Below are 16,305 nucleotides of genomic sequence, written 5' to 3' on the forward strand. Positions count from 1 at the left end.
GCACCAAGGAGAGATCTGACATGGACTGGCTTCTGACCGTGGCGCAATTCGTCGTCAACGAGATCCTGAGCGTCCCGGCCTTCCTCATCGGCATCATCACGGCCGTCGGTCTGGTCGCGCTGCGCCGTCCCGTCGGGCAGGTCGTCGGGAGTGCCCTCAAGGCCACCCTGGGCTTCCTGCTGATCGGGGCCGGGGCCACCCTGGTCGTGGCCTCGCTCGCCCCGCTCGGGGTGATGATCCAGGGCGCGACCGGGGCCCAGGGCGTCGTGCCGACCAACGAGGCGATCGCGGGCATCGCCCAGGCGGAGTACGGGGCGCAGGTCTCGTGGCTGATGATCCTCGGCTTCGCGGTGAGCCTGGTGCTCGCGCGGTTCACGCCGCTGCGCTACGTGTTCCTCACCGGTCACCACATGCTGTTCATGGCGACCCTGCTCACGATCGTGCTCGCCTCCGCCGACTACGCACCGGTCGTCGTGGTCGGGCTCGGCGGGCTGGTGCTCGGTGTCCTGATGGTCTCGCTGCCCGCGTTCGCCCACCCGTGGACCCGCCGGATCACCGGTGACGACAGCATCGCCATCGGGCACTTCGGCACCGCGGCGTACGTCGCCGCCGGCGCGGTGGGCAGCCGGGTCGGTCGCAAGAGCCGCTCCACGGAGGACCTCCGCCTGCCCGAGTCGCTGCGGTTCCTGCGTGACTCCATGGTCGCGACGGCCCTGTCGATGGTGGTCATGTACGTCGTGCTGGCGGTGGTGTTCCTGGCCCGTCGCGGCAGCGAGACCGCGTTCCAGGCGTTCGACGGCGGGGCCACGGGGGTGGGCGACTACCTCATGCAGGCGGTCACCCAGGGCCTCCAGTTCGGTGTCGCGGTCGCGGTCATCCTGTTCGGCGTGCGGACCATCCTGGCCGAGCTCGTGCCGGCCTTCCAGGGCATCGCGGCCAAGGCCGTCCCGGGTGCCATCCCGGCCCTCGACGCGCCGATCGTGTTCCCGTACGCCCAGAACGCGGTGCTGCTGGGCTTCCTCTCCAGCTTCACCGGGGGCCTCGTCGGGCTGGCCGTGCTCTCGCTGTGGCTCAACCCGTGGCTCGGCCTGGCCCTCATCCTGCCCGGCCTGGTGCCGCACTTCTTCACCGGCGGCGCTGCCGGTGTCTACGGCAACGCCACGGGCGGACGGGTCGGCGCCGTGACGGGCGGCTTCATCAACGGTCTGCTCATCACCTTCCTGCCGGCCCTGCTCCTGCAGGTGCTGGGTGACTTCGGTGACGCGAACACCACCTTCGGGGACACCGACTTCGGGTGGGTCGGCATCGCGACCGGGTACCCGGCGATGCTCGACGCCCCCGGCATCGCGCTCATCGCCCTCGTCGGGGCCGGCATCCTCGGCGCGGCCATCGTGTGGCAGAAGCGGGTGGTCGACGCCGGCTGGGACCCGGCTCCGCGCCGCGAGCGCGCGGGCGCCGCTGACGGGGCCGGCCGGGATGTGGTCCCCGAGCCGGCGATGGCGGCGCGGATCGCGCCGCCGCGCGGGGCGCCGACGCCCCCGCCTCCTCCGACCGACTGAGGTTCTGCACAGAAGCGAAGGGCCGGTCCACTCGGACCGGCCCTTCGTTCGTTCTTCCCTCCCGCAGGGTGCTGCTACGTGAACAGGCTGACTCCACCGGGGCCGACGAGCAGCCCGACGATGATGAGCACGATGCCCCAGAGCATCTGACCCCTGATCAACGAGACGATGCCGGACACCACGAGGATGACGGCGAGGATCCACAGCAGAAGTGCCATGTCATGCTCCCTTCGGTTGAGACCCTCAACCTAGCCTTCACGGTTGTCGAGCGGTACCGAGCCACACCCGGATGGGCGTGTCGTCCGACCTCAGGCCGGGCCCTCCTCGCGCAGCCGCGGCGGCGTGAAGCCCTCGGGGTTGAAGCCGGTCTTGTCGGCGTAGAAGTCACGCAGCACGTCCATGTCGGCGCCGACGTCGCCGGTGGGGTGGAAGGTGGGCCCCCAGCCGACGGTACGGGAGGGCACGTCGAGGAACGCCAGGGTGATCGGCAGCCCGGTCTGGCGGGCGATCCGGTAGAAGCCCGACTTCCAGTAGTCACCGCGCGAGCGGGTGCCCTCGGCCGCGATGCCGATCAGCCAGGGGTCGCCACTGTCGGCCTCGGCGAGCAGCTCCTTGATCGTCGCCGCAGGGTTCGTGCGGTCGAGCTCCACGGCACCCGTAAGGCGCAGGAGCCAGCCGAGCGGTCCGACGAAGAGCTCCTTCTTGACCAGCAGCCGGATCGTGATGCCGTACCTCCACGCCAGGAGCATGGTCAGCACCCAGTCCCAGTTGGAGGTGTGCGGGGCACCGACCAGAACGCCGCGCTGCGGCACGTCGCCGACGGTCCGCCACCTGACGGCACGCAGGACGAGGCCTGCGACCCTACGACGCAGCACGGGCACGTCCTCTCCTGAGCTCGCGCGCGAGGTCCCACAGGTAGTGGTCGAAGTCGACCTCCATCGTGTGGCGCGGCGAGGCGTAGAACTGCTTCTTGTCACGTCGGTGCTCGGCGGTCATCTGGCGTCGTACGACGTCGTCCGCGGGCGGCACGTAGCGCCCGGCGAGGGTCTCGGCGATCCATGCCGACTGCGCCTCGGCGATCGGCATCACAGCGCCGATCGCCTGCACGAGGCCGATGAAGTAGAGGCCGGGGAGGTCGGGGTGGACGGTGCGCTTCCACAGGGGCAGCTCGTTGTCCTGGGCCGAGACCAGCTCGGGCGCCAGGAACGGGAACGTGACCTGGTAGCCCGTGGCCCACACGATCAGGTCGGCCGGTGCCGTGGTGCCGTCGACGAAGACCACCCGGTCACCGTCGAGGCGCTCGATGCCGGGCCGCGCCGTCACCGCGCCCGCGGCGAGCCGCGCGCGGATCTGGTCGGACTGCACGGGGTGCGACTGCCCGGGCCGGTGGGTCGGCGCGGGGAGGCCGTACTTCGTCATGCTGCCGGCGTAGGTCGCCCCGATCCGCAGCCTGGCGGCCGTCACCCACCACGGCAGCCAGCCGGGCAGGGCGACCTGGTCGCTCGGCTTGCCCAGGAGGAACTTGCGCAGCACCCACTCCGCGCGGCGCACCGACCACGTCGTCGAACGTGCCACGCGGGACGACTCGACCGCGATGTCCATCGCGGAGTTGCCGGCACCGACGACCACGACGTCACGCCCGGCGAGCTGGTCGGCGGAGCGGTAGTCGTGGGAGTGGATCTGCTCGCCGTCGAAGGTGCCGGGGTAGGCGGGCTCGGGCCAGCGCGGGTCCCAGTGGTGGCCGTTGGCGACCACGACGGCGTCGTACGTGCGGGTCTCGGTGCCGCTCGGCCCGGTGAACCGCACGTCCCACCGGCCGTCGGAGGACCGGGTGACCTGCTCCACCGTGGTGTCGAAGGTGATCGTGTCGCGGAAGCCGAAGTGGTCGACGTACTGCTCGAAGTAGGCGTGCACCTGGTCGTGCCGCGCGTAGGGCGGGTAGTCCGCGGGCATCGGGAAGTCGGAGAACGCCATGCGGGGGCACGAGGTGTTGATCTCGAGCGTGTCGTAGCAGGCGGACTGGCCGTTGGAGTTGTCGAGGACCCACGTCCCGCCGATGTCGCTGCCCTTTTCGAAGCAGTCGAACCCGATGCCGGCGAGGTGGAGCTGCTTGGCCGCCGCGATGCCGGAGGAGCCGGCGCCGATCACGCAGGCACGGGGCAGCGATTCGTCGACGGGCACCGGAGAGGTGACCGCAGGGGCGCGGTGGGACTGCTTGACGAGGTAGGCCATCAGAGGTAGAGCCCGGTGGAGCCGCCCTCGAGCCGCTCGGCGGCGACGGCGTGCACGTCACGTTCGCGCATGACGACGTAGACCTCGCCGTGGACCTCGACCTCGGCCTTGTCCTCGGGGTCGAAAAGCACCCGGTCGCCGACCTCGACCGCACGTGCGTGCGGACCGACCGCGATCACGCGCGACCAGGCCAGGCGACGTGCGCCCATGGCCGCGGTGGCGGGGATGACGATGCCGCCGGTCGAACGCCGTTCGCCGGCCTCCTGGTCGACCTCGACCAGCACGCGGTCGTGCAGCATCTTGATCGGGACGTTCAGCGGGCTACCTTGCGGACGAGGGCGAACAGCACGACGACGCCGACGACGGCACCGGCCGCCTTGAGGATGTTGTCGGTGCGCGGGGCGCCCGTGTCGAGCTCGACGAAGTGGGACCTCACGGTCGTCACCTGCCGACCGACGATCGTCTTGGGGTGGGCGCGGTAGGCGAGCTGGTCGATCGTCGAGGCGAGCCGCTGGCGCGTCTCCTCGATCTCGCGCTCGAGCGCGCTCATGTCCTGGGTCACCGGGGCAGGCTATCAATGCGCCGCGGGTCGAAACCCCAGGGCAGCTCGAGCCGGTGGGCGGCCATCAGGTCGTCGTCGGTGAGGACGTCGAACGTCGACCGGTCGGCGACCACCACCCCCTCGCTCAGCACGACGCTGCGCGGGCACAGCTCCAGCGCGTAGGGCAGGTCGTGGGTGACCATCAGCACGGTCACGTCGAGGCTGCGCAGGATGTCGGCGAGCTCACGGCGCGAGGCGGGGTCGAGGTTGGACGACGGCTCGTCGAGCACCAGGATCTCCGGCTCCATCGCCAGCACGGTGGCGACCGCCACCCGGCGCCGCTGGCCGTAGGAGAGGTGGTGCGGCGGACGGTCGACGAAGTCGGCCATCCCGACCCGGTCGAGCGCGTCCATCACGCGCCGGTCGAGCGCTGCGCCCTTCAGGCCGAGGTTGGCCGGGCCGAACGCGACGTCCTGGCGGACGGTGCCGAGGAAGAGCTGGTCGTCGGGGTCCTGGAAGACGATCCCGACGCGGCGCCGGATCTCCTGGAGGTGCTCTTTCGTGACCGGGAGTCCGCTGACCTCGACCGAGCCCCTGCCGGCGGCGAGGATGCCGTTGAGGTGCAGGACGAGCGTGGTCTTGCCGGCGCCGTTGGGGCCCAGCAGCGCCACCCGCTCCCCGCGGTGGACGTGGAGGTCGACCCCGAAGAGCGCCTGGTGGCCGTCGGGGTAGGCGAACGCGAGCCCCTGGACGTCGAGGACAGGCGTCGTCATGGCTTGTCCGTCTGCGGCAGCCTGCCGTCGTACCCGCGCGACAGCATCGCGAGGTGCACGCGCTCACCGCGCTCGTAGGAGCGGATGAACAGGGCGCCGAGCGAGCGGGCCAGCACCGGCCAGTGCCGCGGGGAGCGCGGGTCGCAGCCGCGCGAGCGCAGGGCCGTCATCATCCGTCCGAGCTCTGCGGTGACCACGTCGAGGTAGCGGATCATGAAGCCCATGATCTGCACGACCAGGTCGGGCGCCCGCAGCCGCTGCAGCCCGCGCAGGAGGTCCTGGGGTTCGGTCGTCGCGGCCAGGGTGAGCGAGGCGAGGACACCGATGGTGCCCTTGACGAGCAGCGCGACGCCCGCGACCAGGCCGGGCTCGGAGACGCTCACGCCCAGCACCTCGGTGCGCGGCCCGTGGGCGATGAAGGGCATCAGCGCCGCGAAGACGACGAACGGCACCTCGACGACCATCCGCGGCAGCAGGTAGCGCAGCGGCACGCGCGAGAGCGCCACGACGACGAGCAGGACGGCGGCCTCGACGGCGAACACGGCGTAGGCCTGGCGCGGCGTGGCGACGACGACCAGCATGAACCCCAGCAGTGCCAGCACCTTGAGGTGCGCGGGGGCGCGGTGCACCGGGCTGTGGCCGTGGAAGTGCAACCGGTGCCCGTGCCCGGCTCCCATCAGGCCTCCGAATCGTGGAGCACGTCGTGGTCGTCGATGTGGTGGTCGTCGCGCGGCTCGCGTCGGCGTACGAGCCAGAACAGGCCGGTGCTCAGCACCAGCATCACCACGACGCCGATGACGCCGGCGAGGCCGCCGCTGATGCGTGGGTCGTCGACACCGGAGGTCTGGTAGTCGGCGAGCGGGCTGTCGGCGGTCGCCGAGTCCTCGGCGGCGTCGATGAAGCCGGTCTGCTCGGCGACGTGCTCGAGGCCGTCGGGGTGCGAGCTGGCGTAGTAGCTCGCGACGCCGGCGACGAGCAGGCAGACGACCAGGGCCACGGCGAAGAAGCGACGGGTGCTCATCACGGGTGTGCTCATCGGGCCAGCCCCGTCCGGAGCTCGAGCTCGCGCTCCTCGAGGAGAGGGCCGGCGCCGTGGACGAGGTCGGGACGGGTCGCCACGACGCTCGCGACCACCAGGCCGGTGATGAGCGCCTCGCCGATGCCGATCACCGTGTGCCAGCCGAGCATCGCGGTCAGGACGGCGCCGAGGTCGACCGAGACGTTGCCGCCGACGGCGAAGAGTGCGGTGAAGACCAGCGCCGCCACCGGGACGCTGACCAGGGCGCCGATCGCGGCGGCCGGGGCCACCATGGAGATCCGCTTGGGCAGCACCCGGCGCAGGAGGACGAAGACGGCCCAGCCGACCGCGACGGTCACGATGCCGATCAGGGTGATGTTGGTGCCGAGCGCGGTGATGCCGCCGTCGGCCATCAGCAGGGCCTGCACCACGAGGACCACCGACAGGCACAGCACGGCCGTCCACGGCCCCACCAGGACGGCGGCCAGTGCCCCGCCCATCAGGTGACCGCTGGTGCCCGCGCCCACCGGGAAGTTGATCATCTGGGCGGCGAACACGAAGGTCGCGACCAGCCCGGCCCTGGGCGCCGTACGGTCGTCCAGCTCGCGGCGCGCGCCGCGCAGCGAGACCGCGACCGCGACCGCGGCCACCGCGCCGGTGGCCACCGAGGTGGGGGCGTCGAGGAAGCCGTCGGGGACGTGCACGTGGGTGCTCCTGCTCGTGGATCTGTCGTGGGTGGGGCTGCTTGGATGTCTGGTGGCCGGCCGCGGATCCCCCGATGCCGGGCCGGCACCCCTCCATCTTATTGCAAGTGTCTTGCAACAACCAAGGAGCCGTCATGTCCCAACGCCTCGCCACCGGCGACACCGCCCCCGACTTCACCCTGGCCAGCGACACCGAGGAGCAAGTCTCGCTGTCTGACCTTCGCGGCAAGAAGGTGATCCTCTACTTCTACCCGGCGGCGATGACCCCGGGTTGCACCAAGCAGGCCTGCGACTTCTCCGAGTCCCTCGACTCGTTGCGCGGCGCGGGCTACGAGGTGCTCGGCGTCTCGAAGGACAAGCCGGCCAAGCTCGCGAAGTTCCGCGAGCGTGACGCCCTCACCGTCACCCTGCTCTCCGACGAGGACCTGGCCGTCCACCGGGCCTACGGCGCCTTCGGCACGAAGAAGCTCTACGGCAAGGAGGTCGAGGGCGTGATCCGGTCGACCTTCGTCATCGACGAGGACGGCGCCGTCGAGCTCGCCCAGTACAACGTCAAGGCCACCGGGCACGTCGCCAAGCTGCGCAAGGACCTCGGCCTCGCCTGACCTACGCCGCGCCCCGGACACGTGTGAAGATGTGACCGCAGCGCCCGTAGCCCAACAGGCAGAGGCCCACGGTTTAGGTCCGTGACAGTGTGAGTTCGACTCTCACCGGGCGCACCCCCACCGAAGGCAGCAGTTCCTCGCGAGTCCCGCACATGTGACCCGCGTCACCACTAGGGTCCGCGCATGGACTCCGCGCTGACCACCGTCGGACTGCCGCTCGCGCTGGCGATCATCATGTTCGGGCTGGGCCTGGACCTGACGGTCGGCGACTTCAAGCGGGTCGGCCGGGCGCCGAAGGCCGTCGCCGTCGCGCTCGCCTGCCAGATCGTGCTGCTGCCGGCGATCTGCTTCGGGCTGGTGGTGCTCTTCGACCTCCCGGCGCTGCTCGGCATCGGCATGCTGCTGCTCGCGGCCTCACCGGGCGGCACGACGGCCAACCTCTTCAGCCACCTGTTCCGAGGCGACGTCGCCCTCAACATCACGCTGACGGCGATCAACACCGTCATCGCGGTCGTCACGCTGCCGCTCATCACCGGGCTCGCCATCGCCTGGTACGACCGGCAGGACGACGTCTCGATGCCGCTGGTCGAGATCGTCAAGGTGTTCGCGCTGATCCTGCTGCCGGTCGGCATCGGGATGGTCGTCAACGCCCGGGCGCCCGGCTTCGCGCGGCGGATGGACAAGCCGGTGCGGATCGGGTCGGCGGTGATCCTGGCGATCCTGGTGCTCGGCATCCTGCTCGACCAGCGCGAGAACGTCGGCGACTACCTCGCCGACGTCGGCCTGATCGCCGCCCTGTTCTGCGCGGTCAGCCTGGTCGTCGGCTACTACGTGCCCAGGGCGGCGGGGGTCACCGGCCCGCAGGCCATCGCGTCCTCGATGGAGGTCGGGGTGCACAACGCGACGCTCGCGATCTTCGTCGCGGTCGAGGTGCTCGACGAGGTCGAGATCTCGGTGCCGGCGGCCGTCTACTCGTTGATCATGTTCGTCTTCGCCGCCCTGTGGGGCATGTGGGTCAGCAGGCAGGTCGGCGCGCGCGAGGAGACGTCAGTCGCCTGACCCCGCACTCGGCTCCGTGCCGAAGAGGTCCGCGGCGACGTACGGCGCGAGCTCGCGCAGCGCCCGGCCGCGGTGCGAGATGAGGTCCTTCTCCCCCGGGCCGAGCTCGGCCGAGGTGAGGTCCTCGGCGTCGTGCTCGACCGCCACGAAGACCACGTCGTAGCCGAAGCCACCGCTCCCCCGCACCTCGCGGATGATGCGGCCGTCCATCCGGCCCTCGACGACGCGCTCCCGTCCGTCGGGCATCACCCACGCCACGGCGCACGTGAAGTGCGCACCGCGACGCTCGTCGGGTACGTCGTGGAGCTGGTCGAGCAGCAGCTCGTTGTTGCGGGCGTCCCGTCCGCCCTCGACCGCCTTGGAGCTGCCCGACCACCGGGCGGACAGCACGCCCGGCATCCCGTTGAGGGCGTCGACGCACAGGCCGCTGTCGTCGGCGACCGCGGGGAGCCCGGTGGCCGCCACACCGGCGCGCGCCTTGAGCAGAGCGTTGCCCTCGAAGGTCGGCTGGTCCTCGACCGGCTCGACGTAGCCGTCCACGTCGCCGATGCCGAGCACCTCGATGCCGGGCACGTGCTCGGCGAGGATGCGCTGCATCTCGAGGATCTTCTTGGCGTTGGCGGAGGCGAGGAAGATCTTCACCGGGCCAGCGCCTCCTGCTGCAGGCGCGTCAGGTCGGCGCATCCCTTCTCGGCCAGGGCGAGCAGGGCGTCGAGCTCGGCGCGGTCGAAGGCGACGCCCTCGGCCGTGCCCTGCACCTCGACGAACTTGCCCTCGCCGGTCATCACGACGTTCATGTCGGTCTCGGCGCGGACGTCCTCGACGTAGGGCAGGTCCAGGCGCGGCACTCCGTCGATGATGCCGACGCTGACCGCGGCGACCGAGCCGGTCAGCGGCTCACCGGCGAGAGCGCCGTTGGCCCGCAGGTGCGCGACCGCGTCCGCCAGGGCGACGTACGCCCCGGTGATCGCGGCGGTGCGCGTCCCGCCGTCGGCCTGGAGGACGTCGCAGTCGAGGACGATGGTGTTCTCGCCGAGGGCCTGGTAGTCGATGACGGCCCGCAGCGAGCGGCCGATCAGCCGGGAGATCTCGTGCGTGCGGCCGCCGATGCGGCCCTTGACCGACTCGCGGTCGGAGCGCGTGTTGGTGGCCGCGGGGAGCATGGCGTACTCGGCGGTGACCCACCCGAGTCCCGAGCCCTTGCGCCAGCGGGGCACGCCCTCGGAGGCGGAGGCGGCGCACAGCACCTTGGTGCCGCCGAACTCCACCAGCACGGACCCCGCCGCGTGGTCGAGCCAGTGGCGCGTGATCGTGATCGGGCGGAGCTCGTCGTCGGCGCGGCCGTCGGCGCGGGCGGCGGAAGTCGGACCAGAAGTCATGGGCACGACCCTAGACGTGGCAGAGCCGGGTCCGGTCACCCCCGTGTGTCACCGGACCCGGCTCGAAGCCCCGTCCCCAGTGGGACCGTCCACATGTGCGCGGCCCCACGCCGCGCAGCTCCCTCCACGCGGTTGGTACGACCACCTTGACGCCCCGCGCAGGCCGGGCGCATCGGCCCAGAGACCATGTCGATGCGACCAAAGTAGGAAATGTGCTCGTTACCCTGAGCGCCGTGGAGCCTCGACCCGACACCCAGCCCGAGCTGACGTGGGTGTCGCACGCCTGGCGCTACGCCGTCTGCCTCGTGTTCTCGGCTGCGATCTGGCAGACCGTCGCAAGGGCGGAGTGGCAGGACCACCGCCTGCTCTTCATGGCCGAGGTGGTGCTGGGCCTCGCCGCCTTCGTGCTGGTGTACTTCCGCCGTCGGGCGCCCGTGCGCGTGGCCATGCTGATCGCGGCGATGAGCGCCCTCTCCGGGATAGCGGCCGGCCCGGCCACCCTCGCGGCGGTCTCCGTCGCGACCCGGCGTCGCTGGCGCGAGGTCGTGCTGGTCGGCAGCGCGAACTTCGCCGCAGCCCAGACATGGACCACGATCGCGCCGATCGAGGACAACGACTTCCTCGTCACCACGCTCGTCAACCTGGCCGTCAACACCGGGATGATGGGCTGGGGTCTCTACATCGGCTCGCGGCGTGAGCTGCTCTGGAACCTCCGCAACCGTGCCGAGCGGGCCGAGCTCGAGCAGGAGCTGCGGCTCACCCAGGCCCGCTCGACCGAGCGCGCACGCATCGCCGGCGAGATGCACGACGTGGTCGCGCACCGCATCACCCAGGTCTCCATGCAGGCCGGCGCGCTCGCCTTCCGCGACGACCTCGACGGCGACCGCCTCCGCGAGGGACTCGGGCAGATCCAGCGCCAGGCCAACGACGCGCTCCACGAGCTGCGCGACGTGCTGGGCGTGCTGCGCGAGGACGACGCGAGCCCACCCACCGCGCGCCCGCAGCCGACGTACGACGACATCGACGCGTTGGTGGACGAGGCGAGGTCCCTCGGCCTCGACGTCGACTGGGCCGACCACGTCGACCGCGACGTGCCGGTGCCCCCGGCGACGGGCCGCACGGTCTACCGGATCGTGCAGGAGGGCATCACCAACGTCCGCAAGCACGCCCCCGGCGCCGAGGTGGCGATCCGCTCCTCCGGTGGCGCGCGGGGCGGCATCACGGTCGTGATCAGCAACCCGCTGCGCGACCGGCCCGGCGACCGGCCCAGCGGCGCACCCGGCGCGGGTCTGGGACTCGTCGGGCTGCGCGAGCGCACCGAGCTGCGGGGCGGGCGGCTGCACCAGCGCACGGTGGGGTCGCGGTTCGTGCTGGAGGCGTGGCTACCGTGGACCGCGTGATCCGTGTGCTGCTCGTCGACGACGACCCGCTGGTCCGTTCGGCGCTGACCCTGATGCTCGGCGGGCAGGCCGACATCGAGGTCGTCGGCGAGGCCCCCGACGGCGAGGCCGGCCTGGCGCAGGTCGCCGAGCACCGGCCCGACGTCGTGCTGATGGACATCCGGATGCCCGTGATGGACGGCCTGGAGGCCACGCGCATCCTGCACTCGAGGCCGTCCCCGCCGGCCGTGGTCGTGCTCACCACGTTCGACGCCGACGACCATGTGCTGCGGGCCGTCGCGGCGGGCGCCGACGGGTTCCTGCTCAAGGACACCCCGCCCGGTGACATCGTCGGCGCGATCCGCACGGTGGCGGCCGGCGACGCAATGCTGTCACCGTCGGCGACGCGCAGCCTGGTGTCCCGGCTGCGCAGCACCTCGACGAACGACCGGTCCTCCACGGCCGCCGACCGGCTGACGGTGTTGACCGAGCGCGAGCTCGAGGTCGCCGTGTGCGTGGGGCGCGGGCTCAGCAACTCCGAGATCGCCTCGGAGCTCTACCTGTCGATCCCGACCGTGAAGTCGCACGTGTCGCGCCTGCTGACCAAGCTCGACGCCACCAACCGTGTGCAGGTGGCGATGGTCGTGCACGACGCCGGCCTGGTCTGAGGGCTCCTGCTCGAGCCCGCCCGGGCTCAGACGTCGTACGTCGCCCCGGCCCGGGCCAGGTCGACCGGGCCCGACCACTCGGCGCGCGCCTCGGCCTCGGCGTCGGCCGGGTCGTGCCACGGCGGGACGTGGGTCAGCACCAGACGCTCGACCCCGGCGCGGGACGCCGTACGTCCGCAGTCGGTGCCGGTCATGTGGAGGTCGGGCGGGTTGTCGTCGCCGCTGCGGAAGGAGGCCTCGGCCAGCAGCAGGTGCGCACCCGTGGCCACCTCGTCGAGCTGCGGGCACGGCCCGGTGTCACCGGAGTAGACGAGCGTGCGACCGCCGGCCGTCACCTTCAGGGCGTAGGCAGCGACCGGGTGGACCACCTGCCGGACCTCGACGCGAAACGGGCCGAGCTCCAGCACCCCGCCCTCGGCGTGGTCGCGACTGCCGTACTCCAGGAAGGCGAACTCCTGCGTCATGCCCGGGTCGAGCGGCAGGTCGTAGGCCCGCGCCATCCGTTCGGCCGTCCCGGCCGGCCCCCACACGGGGATCTGCGGCTGCGGACCGGTGGGGTGGTACTTGCGCATCACGTAGTAGCCGCAGAGGTCGAGGCAGTGGTCGGCGTGGAGGTGGCTGAGGAGCACCGCGTCGACGTCGAGAGGGTCGGCGTAGCGGTGCAGCTGGCCGAGGGCCCCGTTGCCGAGGTCGAGCAGGATCCGCCACGTGCGGCCGTCGTGCTCCTCCTCCAGCAGGTAGCAGCTCGCCGCGGACTCGGGGCCGGGGTAGGACCCCGAGCACCCGACGACGGTGAGCCTCATCTGCGGCCTCCGGCGAACTGCGTCGCGCCGAGCAGCTCCGAGCCGAGGAAGCGGCGGCCGGTCGTGGCGAAGTCGTCGGGACTGCCGGTGGTGGAGAAGGTGTAGCGCGCCTCGCCGTCGGGGCGCATGAGGCCGGTGCGGGCCAGCATCTTGTAGACGTCCTTGGCGCACTCCTCCGCCGAGCTGACCAGGGTGACCTGATCGCCCATCACGTAGGAGATCACGCCGGTGAGCAGCGGGTAGTGGGTGCAGCCGAGGATCAGCGTGTCGACACCCGCCTCGGCCAGCGGGTCGAGGTAGTCGTGGGCGGCGGCGAGCAGCTCGTCGCCCCCGGTGACGCCCTGCTCGACGAAGTCGACGAAACGCGGGCAGGCCCGGATGTGCAGGTCGAGGTGGGGCGCCGCGGCGAACGCGTCGTCGTACGCCATCGAGCTGGCGGTGGCGCGGGTGCAGATCACACCGACCCGCTGGTTGCGCGTGGCGGCGGCCGCCCGCCGCGCGGCGGGCAGGATCACCTCGACCACGGGTACGTCGTAGCGCTCGCGGGCGTCGCGCAGCATGGCGGCGCTCGCGGAGTTGCAGGCGATCACGAGCGCCTTGACGCCCTGCTCGTAGAGGTGGTCGAGGCACTCGAGGGCGTACTCGCGGACCTCGCCGATGGGCTTCTGGCCGTAAGGCTGGCGGGCGGTGTCGCCGAGGTAGACGACCGACTCGTGCGGGAGCTGGTCGATCACCGAGCGCGCCACGGTCAACCCGCCGAAGCCGGAGTCGAAGATGCCGATCGGGGCGTCGGCGGTCTCTCGCGGCGTGGACGTCGGCACAGGAGGAAGGCTAGGCGGTCGGGCCGTCGCGGGTCACGCGGTCGCGTGCGTCGGTCCCGTCACACGGCCCTCGCCGGGTTAGGGTCGCCGCGTGACCCTGCGCACCGCGATCGCCTCCCTGCTCGCCTGCACCGCCGTAGGCCTCGTGCCGACGTCGGCCCCGGCCCAGGTGCCGTCCGGCGACCCCACGCTGCCCACCCCGCGCGTCTCCGCGGACAACGCCGTCGACTCCGTCGTGGCGATCTCCGTCGACGGGCTCAACACCGACGCCCTCGACAAGCTCGGCCGCGCGCGCACGCCGCACCTGCACGACCTCATGGACTCCGGCGCGTCGACGCTCAACGCCCGCACCGAGCACGAGCTCACCATCACCCTCCCCAACCACACCGGGATGGTGACCGGGCGCCGCGTCGAGGCGACCACGGGCGGCCACGGCGTGACATGGAACGACGACCGGCGCCGACCCGCGACCGTCCAGGCAGCTGCCGGCCAGCGGGTCGAGTCGGTCTTCACGCAGGTCGCCGCGGCGGGCGGCTCGACCGCGCTCTTCGCGAGCAAGACGAAGTTCTCGCTCTGGAAGCGCAGCTGGCCCCTCGCCATCGACACCACCCGCATCCAGCTCGACAACTCGCTCCTGGCCCGCTCGGTGCGGCGCGACCTGCGCGACCACGAGCGCGCCTTCCGCTTCGTGCACCTCTCCCTGCCCGACGCCGTCGGCCACGACCACGGCTTCATGTCACCGCGCTACCTGCGCGCGGTCGAGCAGGTCGACCGCCTCGTCGGGGTGATCGTCGACGCCGTGCGCTCCGACAACGAGCTCGTCGGCCGCACCGCGATCATCCTCACCAGCGACCACGGCGGGCTCGGCGACAGCCACTCGGACGCCCGCAAGCTGGCCAACTACCGCGTCGCGTTCATGGTGGCCGGTCCGGGCGTGCCCGCCGGCGCGGACCTCTACGAGCTCAACGCCGACGACTACGGCGACCCGGGCAAGCGGCGCACGACCTACCGCCGGACGCCTCCGCCGGTGCGCAACGGCGACCTGGCCAACCTGACGCTCGACCTGCTGGACCTCCCCGCTGTCCCGGGAAGCGAGCACAACTCCAGCCTCGATCTCGACGTCTCACCCCCACCTGCCTGACCCATCCGCCCGGACGCCGGGCTGAGGAGGACCCGTGTCCGTGTTGAAGATGCTCCAGCTGCGACGACTCAGCGCCGCGACTGCGCTCGCCGTCGCCGCGTCGACCGTGGTGCTCACGCCGGCCTCGGGCCGCGAGCCCACCCCCACCCCGGGCGGCGATCGCGCCGCCGCGGTGATCGGCTGGCCGCCGGCCCCGCCTGCCCAGCTGGTCATCGACACCGGGGGCGCAGCCGTCGGGCGCGAGGACTACGTGCCGGGCACGGTCACCCTCGACGGCGTCACCCGGGTCACCGAGGTGCGCGGACGCGGCAACTCGACGTGGGGCTGGGACAAGAAGCCGTACAAGCTCAAGCTGGAGGAGGACGCCGCCCTGGTCGGGTCGCGCGACTACGACGAGTGGGTGCTCCTCGCCGGCTACGCCGACCGCAGCTCGCTGCGCACGGCAGCGGCGTTCGCCGTCGCCGGGCAGACCCGACTGTCGTGGACCCCGCGCTACCGCTTCGTCGAGGTGGTGCTCAACGGCCAGCCGCAGGGCCTCTACATGCTCACCGAGCAGGTCGAGGAGGGCAAGGGACGCGTCAACCTGCCCGACGACGGCTACCTGCTCGAGTTCAACCAGCGCTACCTGCGCGACGGCGAGCCCGGCTTCCGCACCCGGAGGGGGTCCGCCATCGCGTTCAAGGACCCCGACGAGGTGACCAAGCAGCAGCGTCGCCAGGTGCGGCGCGCGGTGTCACGCTTCGAGAAGGTGCTCTACGGCCCCGACTTCGCGGACCCCGAGACCGGCTACGCGGCGTACGTCAACGTCCGCAAGCTCATCGACTGGTACCTCGTCGAGGAGCTGTTCGCCAACCAGGACTCCAACTTCCAGTCGAGCGTGAACTTCAGCTGGGTGCCGGGCAAGCGCTTCGTCTTCGGCCCCGTGTGGGACTTCGACCTCAGCGCGGGGACCCGTTGGCTCGGCTCCACGGAGCCGGACGCCTGGCGCACCCGGCTCGGGCGCCACTGGATCGCCCGGATGTTGCAGGACCCCGCCTTCTCCGCCCGGGTCAAGAGCCGCTGGGCCCGCCTCAAGCCGATCGCGCGCCAGGTCGTCTCCCAGATCCCCGCCGCCTCGGCCACCCTGGCTCCTGCCGCCGAGTCCGACTGGACCCAGTGGCACGCGGCCGGCGACCTCGACTGGACCCACCACGGCAGCACCCGGCAGGCGGAGGTCGACTTCCTCGGCGACTGGCTCACGAAGCGGATCCAGTGGCTGAGCAACAACGAGGCTCGGCTCGCTGGGATCCGGCAGCGCACCCCGGAGCGCGAACGGACGGTCTGGGTCCCGGTGCAGCTCCAGTCCGCCCCGAGCACCGCGGTCGACGTCGCCTACGTCGTCCAGGCCGGGTCGGCCACGCCCGGTGAGGACTTCGTCGCCGAGCAGGGCTCGGTCACCTTCCCCGCCGGCCAGACCGAGCGCGTCATCCCTGTGAAGGTCCTCGACGACACGGTGACGGAGGGTCGCGAGAGCATCCGGGTGACCATCACCGCTGCGTCGGGCGACGTCGTGGTCGGCTCGCCGACGACGACCGTCGTGGCCATCGACGCCAACAAGCGCTGAGTCTGCCGACCCACCCCGTG

Annotated in this window: 20 protein-coding genes and 1 tRNA gene; 8 read left to right on the forward strand and 13 right to left on the reverse strand. The window is 71.7% G+C overall.

Annotated elements, in window-relative coordinates; translation table 11 throughout:
• Window positions 1–20: 20 nt before the first annotated feature.
• Window positions 21–1,559: a PTS ascorbate transporter subunit IIC gene (locus HOO61_RS20935; RefSeq protein ID WP_172261504.1), complete on the forward strand. Its 1,539-nt coding sequence runs from the start codon at window positions 21–23 to the stop codon at window positions 1,557–1,559.
• 74 nt (window positions 1,560–1,633) lie between these two features.
• Here HOO61_RS20935 and HOO61_RS20940 read toward each other — a convergent pair whose 3' ends face one another.
• From HOO61_RS20940 to HOO61_RS20980, 9 genes are all read right to left on the reverse strand, one after another.
• Entirely contained in the window at window positions 1,634–1,777 is a 144-nt protein-coding gene (locus tag HOO61_RS20940) for a GPGG-motif small membrane protein (protein ID WP_172261506.1), read from the reverse strand.
• A gap of 90 nt (window positions 1,778–1,867) precedes the next feature.
• Window positions 1,868–2,434, reverse strand: a complete 567-nt coding sequence (locus HOO61_RS20945) for a 1-acyl-sn-glycerol-3-phosphate acyltransferase (RefSeq protein WP_367650266.1) — start codon at window positions 2,432–2,434, stop codon at window positions 1,868–1,870.
• Window positions 2,421–3,791 (reverse strand): NAD(P)/FAD-dependent oxidoreductase, encoded by a 1,371-nt coding sequence (locus HOO61_RS20950; protein WP_172261508.1) that lies wholly within the window; start codon window positions 3,789–3,791, stop codon window positions 2,421–2,423. The genes HOO61_RS20945 and HOO61_RS20950 overlap by 14 nt, the downstream gene beginning before the upstream one ends.
• Window positions 3,791–4,090, reverse strand: coding sequence for a co-chaperone GroES (locus tag HOO61_RS20955; protein ID WP_172261510.1), 300 nt, complete (start codon window positions 4,088–4,090; stop codon window positions 3,791–3,793). The genes HOO61_RS20950 and HOO61_RS20955 overlap by 1 nt, the downstream gene beginning before the upstream one ends.
• Before the next feature lie 14 nt (window positions 4,091–4,104).
• Window positions 4,105–4,353, reverse strand: a complete 249-nt coding sequence (locus tag HOO61_RS20960; RefSeq protein WP_172261512.1) for a DUF3618 domain-containing protein — start codon at window positions 4,351–4,353, stop codon at window positions 4,105–4,107.
• Window positions 4,350–5,105, reverse strand: a complete 756-nt coding sequence (locus tag HOO61_RS20965) for an energy-coupling factor ABC transporter ATP-binding protein (protein WP_172261514.1) — start codon at window positions 5,103–5,105, stop codon at window positions 4,350–4,352. Before HOO61_RS20965 ends, HOO61_RS20960 begins: the two co-directional genes overlap by 4 nt.
• Window positions 5,102–5,782, reverse strand: coding sequence for a cobalt ECF transporter T component CbiQ (cbiQ, locus tag HOO61_RS20970; RefSeq protein WP_172261516.1), 681 nt, complete (start codon window positions 5,780–5,782; stop codon window positions 5,102–5,104). Before cbiQ ends, HOO61_RS20965 begins: the two co-directional genes overlap by 4 nt.
• A complete protein-coding gene (locus HOO61_RS20975; RefSeq protein ID WP_172261518.1) occupies window positions 5,782–6,141 on the reverse strand; it encodes a PDGLE domain-containing protein in 360 nt (119 codons plus the stop codon). Before HOO61_RS20975 ends, cbiQ begins: the two co-directional genes overlap by 1 nt.
• On the reverse strand, window positions 6,138–6,827 hold the full coding sequence (locus HOO61_RS20980; protein WP_172261520.1) for an energy-coupling factor ABC transporter permease: 690 nt from the start codon (window positions 6,825–6,827) through the stop codon (window positions 6,138–6,140). The genes HOO61_RS20975 and HOO61_RS20980 overlap by 4 nt, the downstream gene beginning before the upstream one ends.
• A 134-nt stretch (window positions 6,828–6,961) precedes the next feature.
• On the opposite strand from HOO61_RS20980, the gene bcp reads away from it, so the two are divergent.
• The 3 genes from bcp (at window position 6,962) to HOO61_RS20995 (ending at window position 8,491) form a co-directional block, all read left to right on the forward strand.
• Window positions 6,962–7,432 (forward strand): thioredoxin-dependent thiol peroxidase, encoded by a 471-nt coding sequence (gene bcp / locus HOO61_RS20985; protein ID WP_172261522.1) that lies wholly within the window; start codon window positions 6,962–6,964, stop codon window positions 7,430–7,432.
• Window positions 7,433–7,472: 40 nt separating this feature from the next.
• Window positions 7,473–7,546 (forward strand) — tRNA-Leu (locus HOO61_RS20990).
• 69 nt (window positions 7,547–7,615) lie between these two features.
• Complete coding sequence (locus HOO61_RS20995) at window positions 7,616–8,491, forward strand: bile acid:sodium symporter family protein (protein WP_172261524.1); 876 nt, start codon at window positions 7,616–7,618, stop codon at window positions 8,489–8,491.
• On the opposite strand, the gene rdgB is transcribed toward HOO61_RS20995, so the two are convergent.
• On the reverse strand, window positions 8,480–9,175 hold the full coding sequence (rdgB, locus tag HOO61_RS21000; RefSeq protein ID WP_172261526.1) for an RdgB/HAM1 family non-canonical purine NTP pyrophosphatase: 696 nt from the start codon (window positions 9,173–9,175) through the stop codon (window positions 8,480–8,482). The two genes, HOO61_RS20995 and rdgB, sit on opposite strands and share 12 nt — an antisense overlap.
• Complete coding sequence (gene rph / locus HOO61_RS21005) at window positions 9,130–9,870, reverse strand: ribonuclease PH (protein WP_172261528.1); 741 nt, start codon at window positions 9,868–9,870, stop codon at window positions 9,130–9,132. Before rph ends, rdgB begins: the two co-directional genes overlap by 46 nt.
• A gap of 233 nt (window positions 9,871–10,103) precedes the next feature.
• Here rph and HOO61_RS21010 point away from each other — a divergent pair, with 233 nt between their 5' ends.
• Window positions 10,104–11,270 carry a histidine kinase gene (locus HOO61_RS21010; RefSeq protein WP_172261530.1) on the forward strand — a complete coding sequence of 389 codons (1,167 nt, stop codon included), beginning with the start codon at window positions 10,104–10,106 and terminating at the stop codon, window positions 11,268–11,270.
• Window positions 11,267–11,917, forward strand: a complete 651-nt coding sequence (locus HOO61_RS21015) for a response regulator (protein ID WP_367650267.1) — start codon at window positions 11,267–11,269, stop codon at window positions 11,915–11,917. Before HOO61_RS21010 ends, HOO61_RS21015 begins: the two co-directional genes overlap by 4 nt.
• A gap of 26 nt (window positions 11,918–11,943) precedes the next feature.
• Here the strand turns inward: HOO61_RS21015 and HOO61_RS21020 are convergent, their stop codons facing one another.
• Together HOO61_RS21020 and murI are read right to left on the reverse strand one after the other, a co-directional pair.
• Window positions 11,944–12,720 (reverse strand): MBL fold metallo-hydrolase, encoded by a 777-nt coding sequence (locus tag HOO61_RS21020; RefSeq protein ID WP_172261534.1) that lies wholly within the window; start codon window positions 12,718–12,720, stop codon window positions 11,944–11,946.
• The gene (gene murI / locus HOO61_RS21025; protein WP_172261536.1) at window positions 12,717–13,541 is read right to left on the reverse strand and encodes a glutamate racemase; all 825 of its coding nucleotides are present in this window, start codon (window positions 13,539–13,541) and stop codon (window positions 12,717–12,719) included. The genes HOO61_RS21020 and murI overlap by 4 nt, the downstream gene beginning before the upstream one ends.
• 91 nt (window positions 13,542–13,632) lie before the next feature.
• Between murI and HOO61_RS21030 the strand changes: the two genes are divergently transcribed.
• Both HOO61_RS21030 and HOO61_RS21035 read left to right on the forward strand, forming a co-directional pair.
• Complete coding sequence (locus HOO61_RS21030; RefSeq protein WP_172261538.1) at window positions 13,633–14,682, forward strand: alkaline phosphatase family protein; 1,050 nt, start codon at window positions 13,633–13,635, stop codon at window positions 14,680–14,682.
• A 34-nt stretch (window positions 14,683–14,716) separates the two neighbouring features.
• On the forward strand, window positions 14,717–16,285 hold the full coding sequence (locus HOO61_RS21035; protein ID WP_172261540.1) for a CotH kinase family protein: 1,569 nt from the start codon (window positions 14,717–14,719) through the stop codon (window positions 16,283–16,285).
• Window positions 16,286–16,305 lie beyond the last annotated feature (20 nt).

This window comes from Nocardioides sp. zg-1230 (assembly GCF_013155335.1).
GTDB lineage: Bacteria > Actinomycetota > Actinomycetes > Propionibacteriales > Nocardioidaceae > Nocardioides.

Coding starts and splice junctions, on each gene's coding strand:
- HOO61_RS20935 (WP_172261504.1), top strand. CDS start 21: ATGGACTGGCTTCTGACCGTGGCGCAATTCGTCGTCAACGAGATCCTG.
- HOO61_RS20940 (WP_172261506.1), bottom strand. CDS start 1,777: ATGGCACTTCTGCTGTGGATCCTCGCCGTCATCCTCGTGGTGTCCGGC.
- HOO61_RS20950 (WP_172261508.1), bottom strand. CDS start 3,791: ATGGCCTACCTCGTCAAGCAGTCCCACCGCGCCCCTGCGGTCACCTCT.
- HOO61_RS20955 (WP_172261510.1), bottom strand. CDS start 4,090: ATGCTGCACGACCGCGTGCTGGTCGAGGTCGACCAGGAGGCCGGCGAA.
- HOO61_RS20965 (WP_172261514.1), bottom strand. CDS start 5,105: ATGACGACGCCTGTCCTCGACGTCCAGGGGCTCGCGTTCGCCTACCCC.
- cbiQ (WP_172261516.1), bottom strand. CDS start 5,782: ATGGGAGCCGGGCACGGGCACCGGTTGCACTTCCACGGCCACAGCCCG.
- HOO61_RS20975 (WP_172261518.1), bottom strand. CDS start 6,141: ATGAGCACACCCGTGATGAGCACCCGTCGCTTCTTCGCCGTGGCCCTG.
- bcp (WP_172261522.1), top strand. CDS start 6,962: ATGTCCCAACGCCTCGCCACCGGCGACACCGCCCCCGACTTCACCCTG.
- HOO61_RS20995 (WP_172261524.1), top strand. CDS start 7,616: ATGGACTCCGCGCTGACCACCGTCGGACTGCCGCTCGCGCTGGCGATC.
- rdgB (WP_172261526.1), bottom strand. CDS start 9,175: ATGCGCCGACCTGACGCGCCTGCAGCAGGAGGCGCTGGCCCGGTGAAG.
- rph (WP_172261528.1), bottom strand. CDS start 9,870: ATGACTTCTGGTCCGACTTCCGCCGCCCGCGCCGACGGCCGCGCCGAC.
- HOO61_RS21020 (WP_172261534.1), bottom strand. CDS start 12,720: ATGAGGCTCACCGTCGTCGGGTGCTCGGGGTCCTACCCCGGCCCCGAG.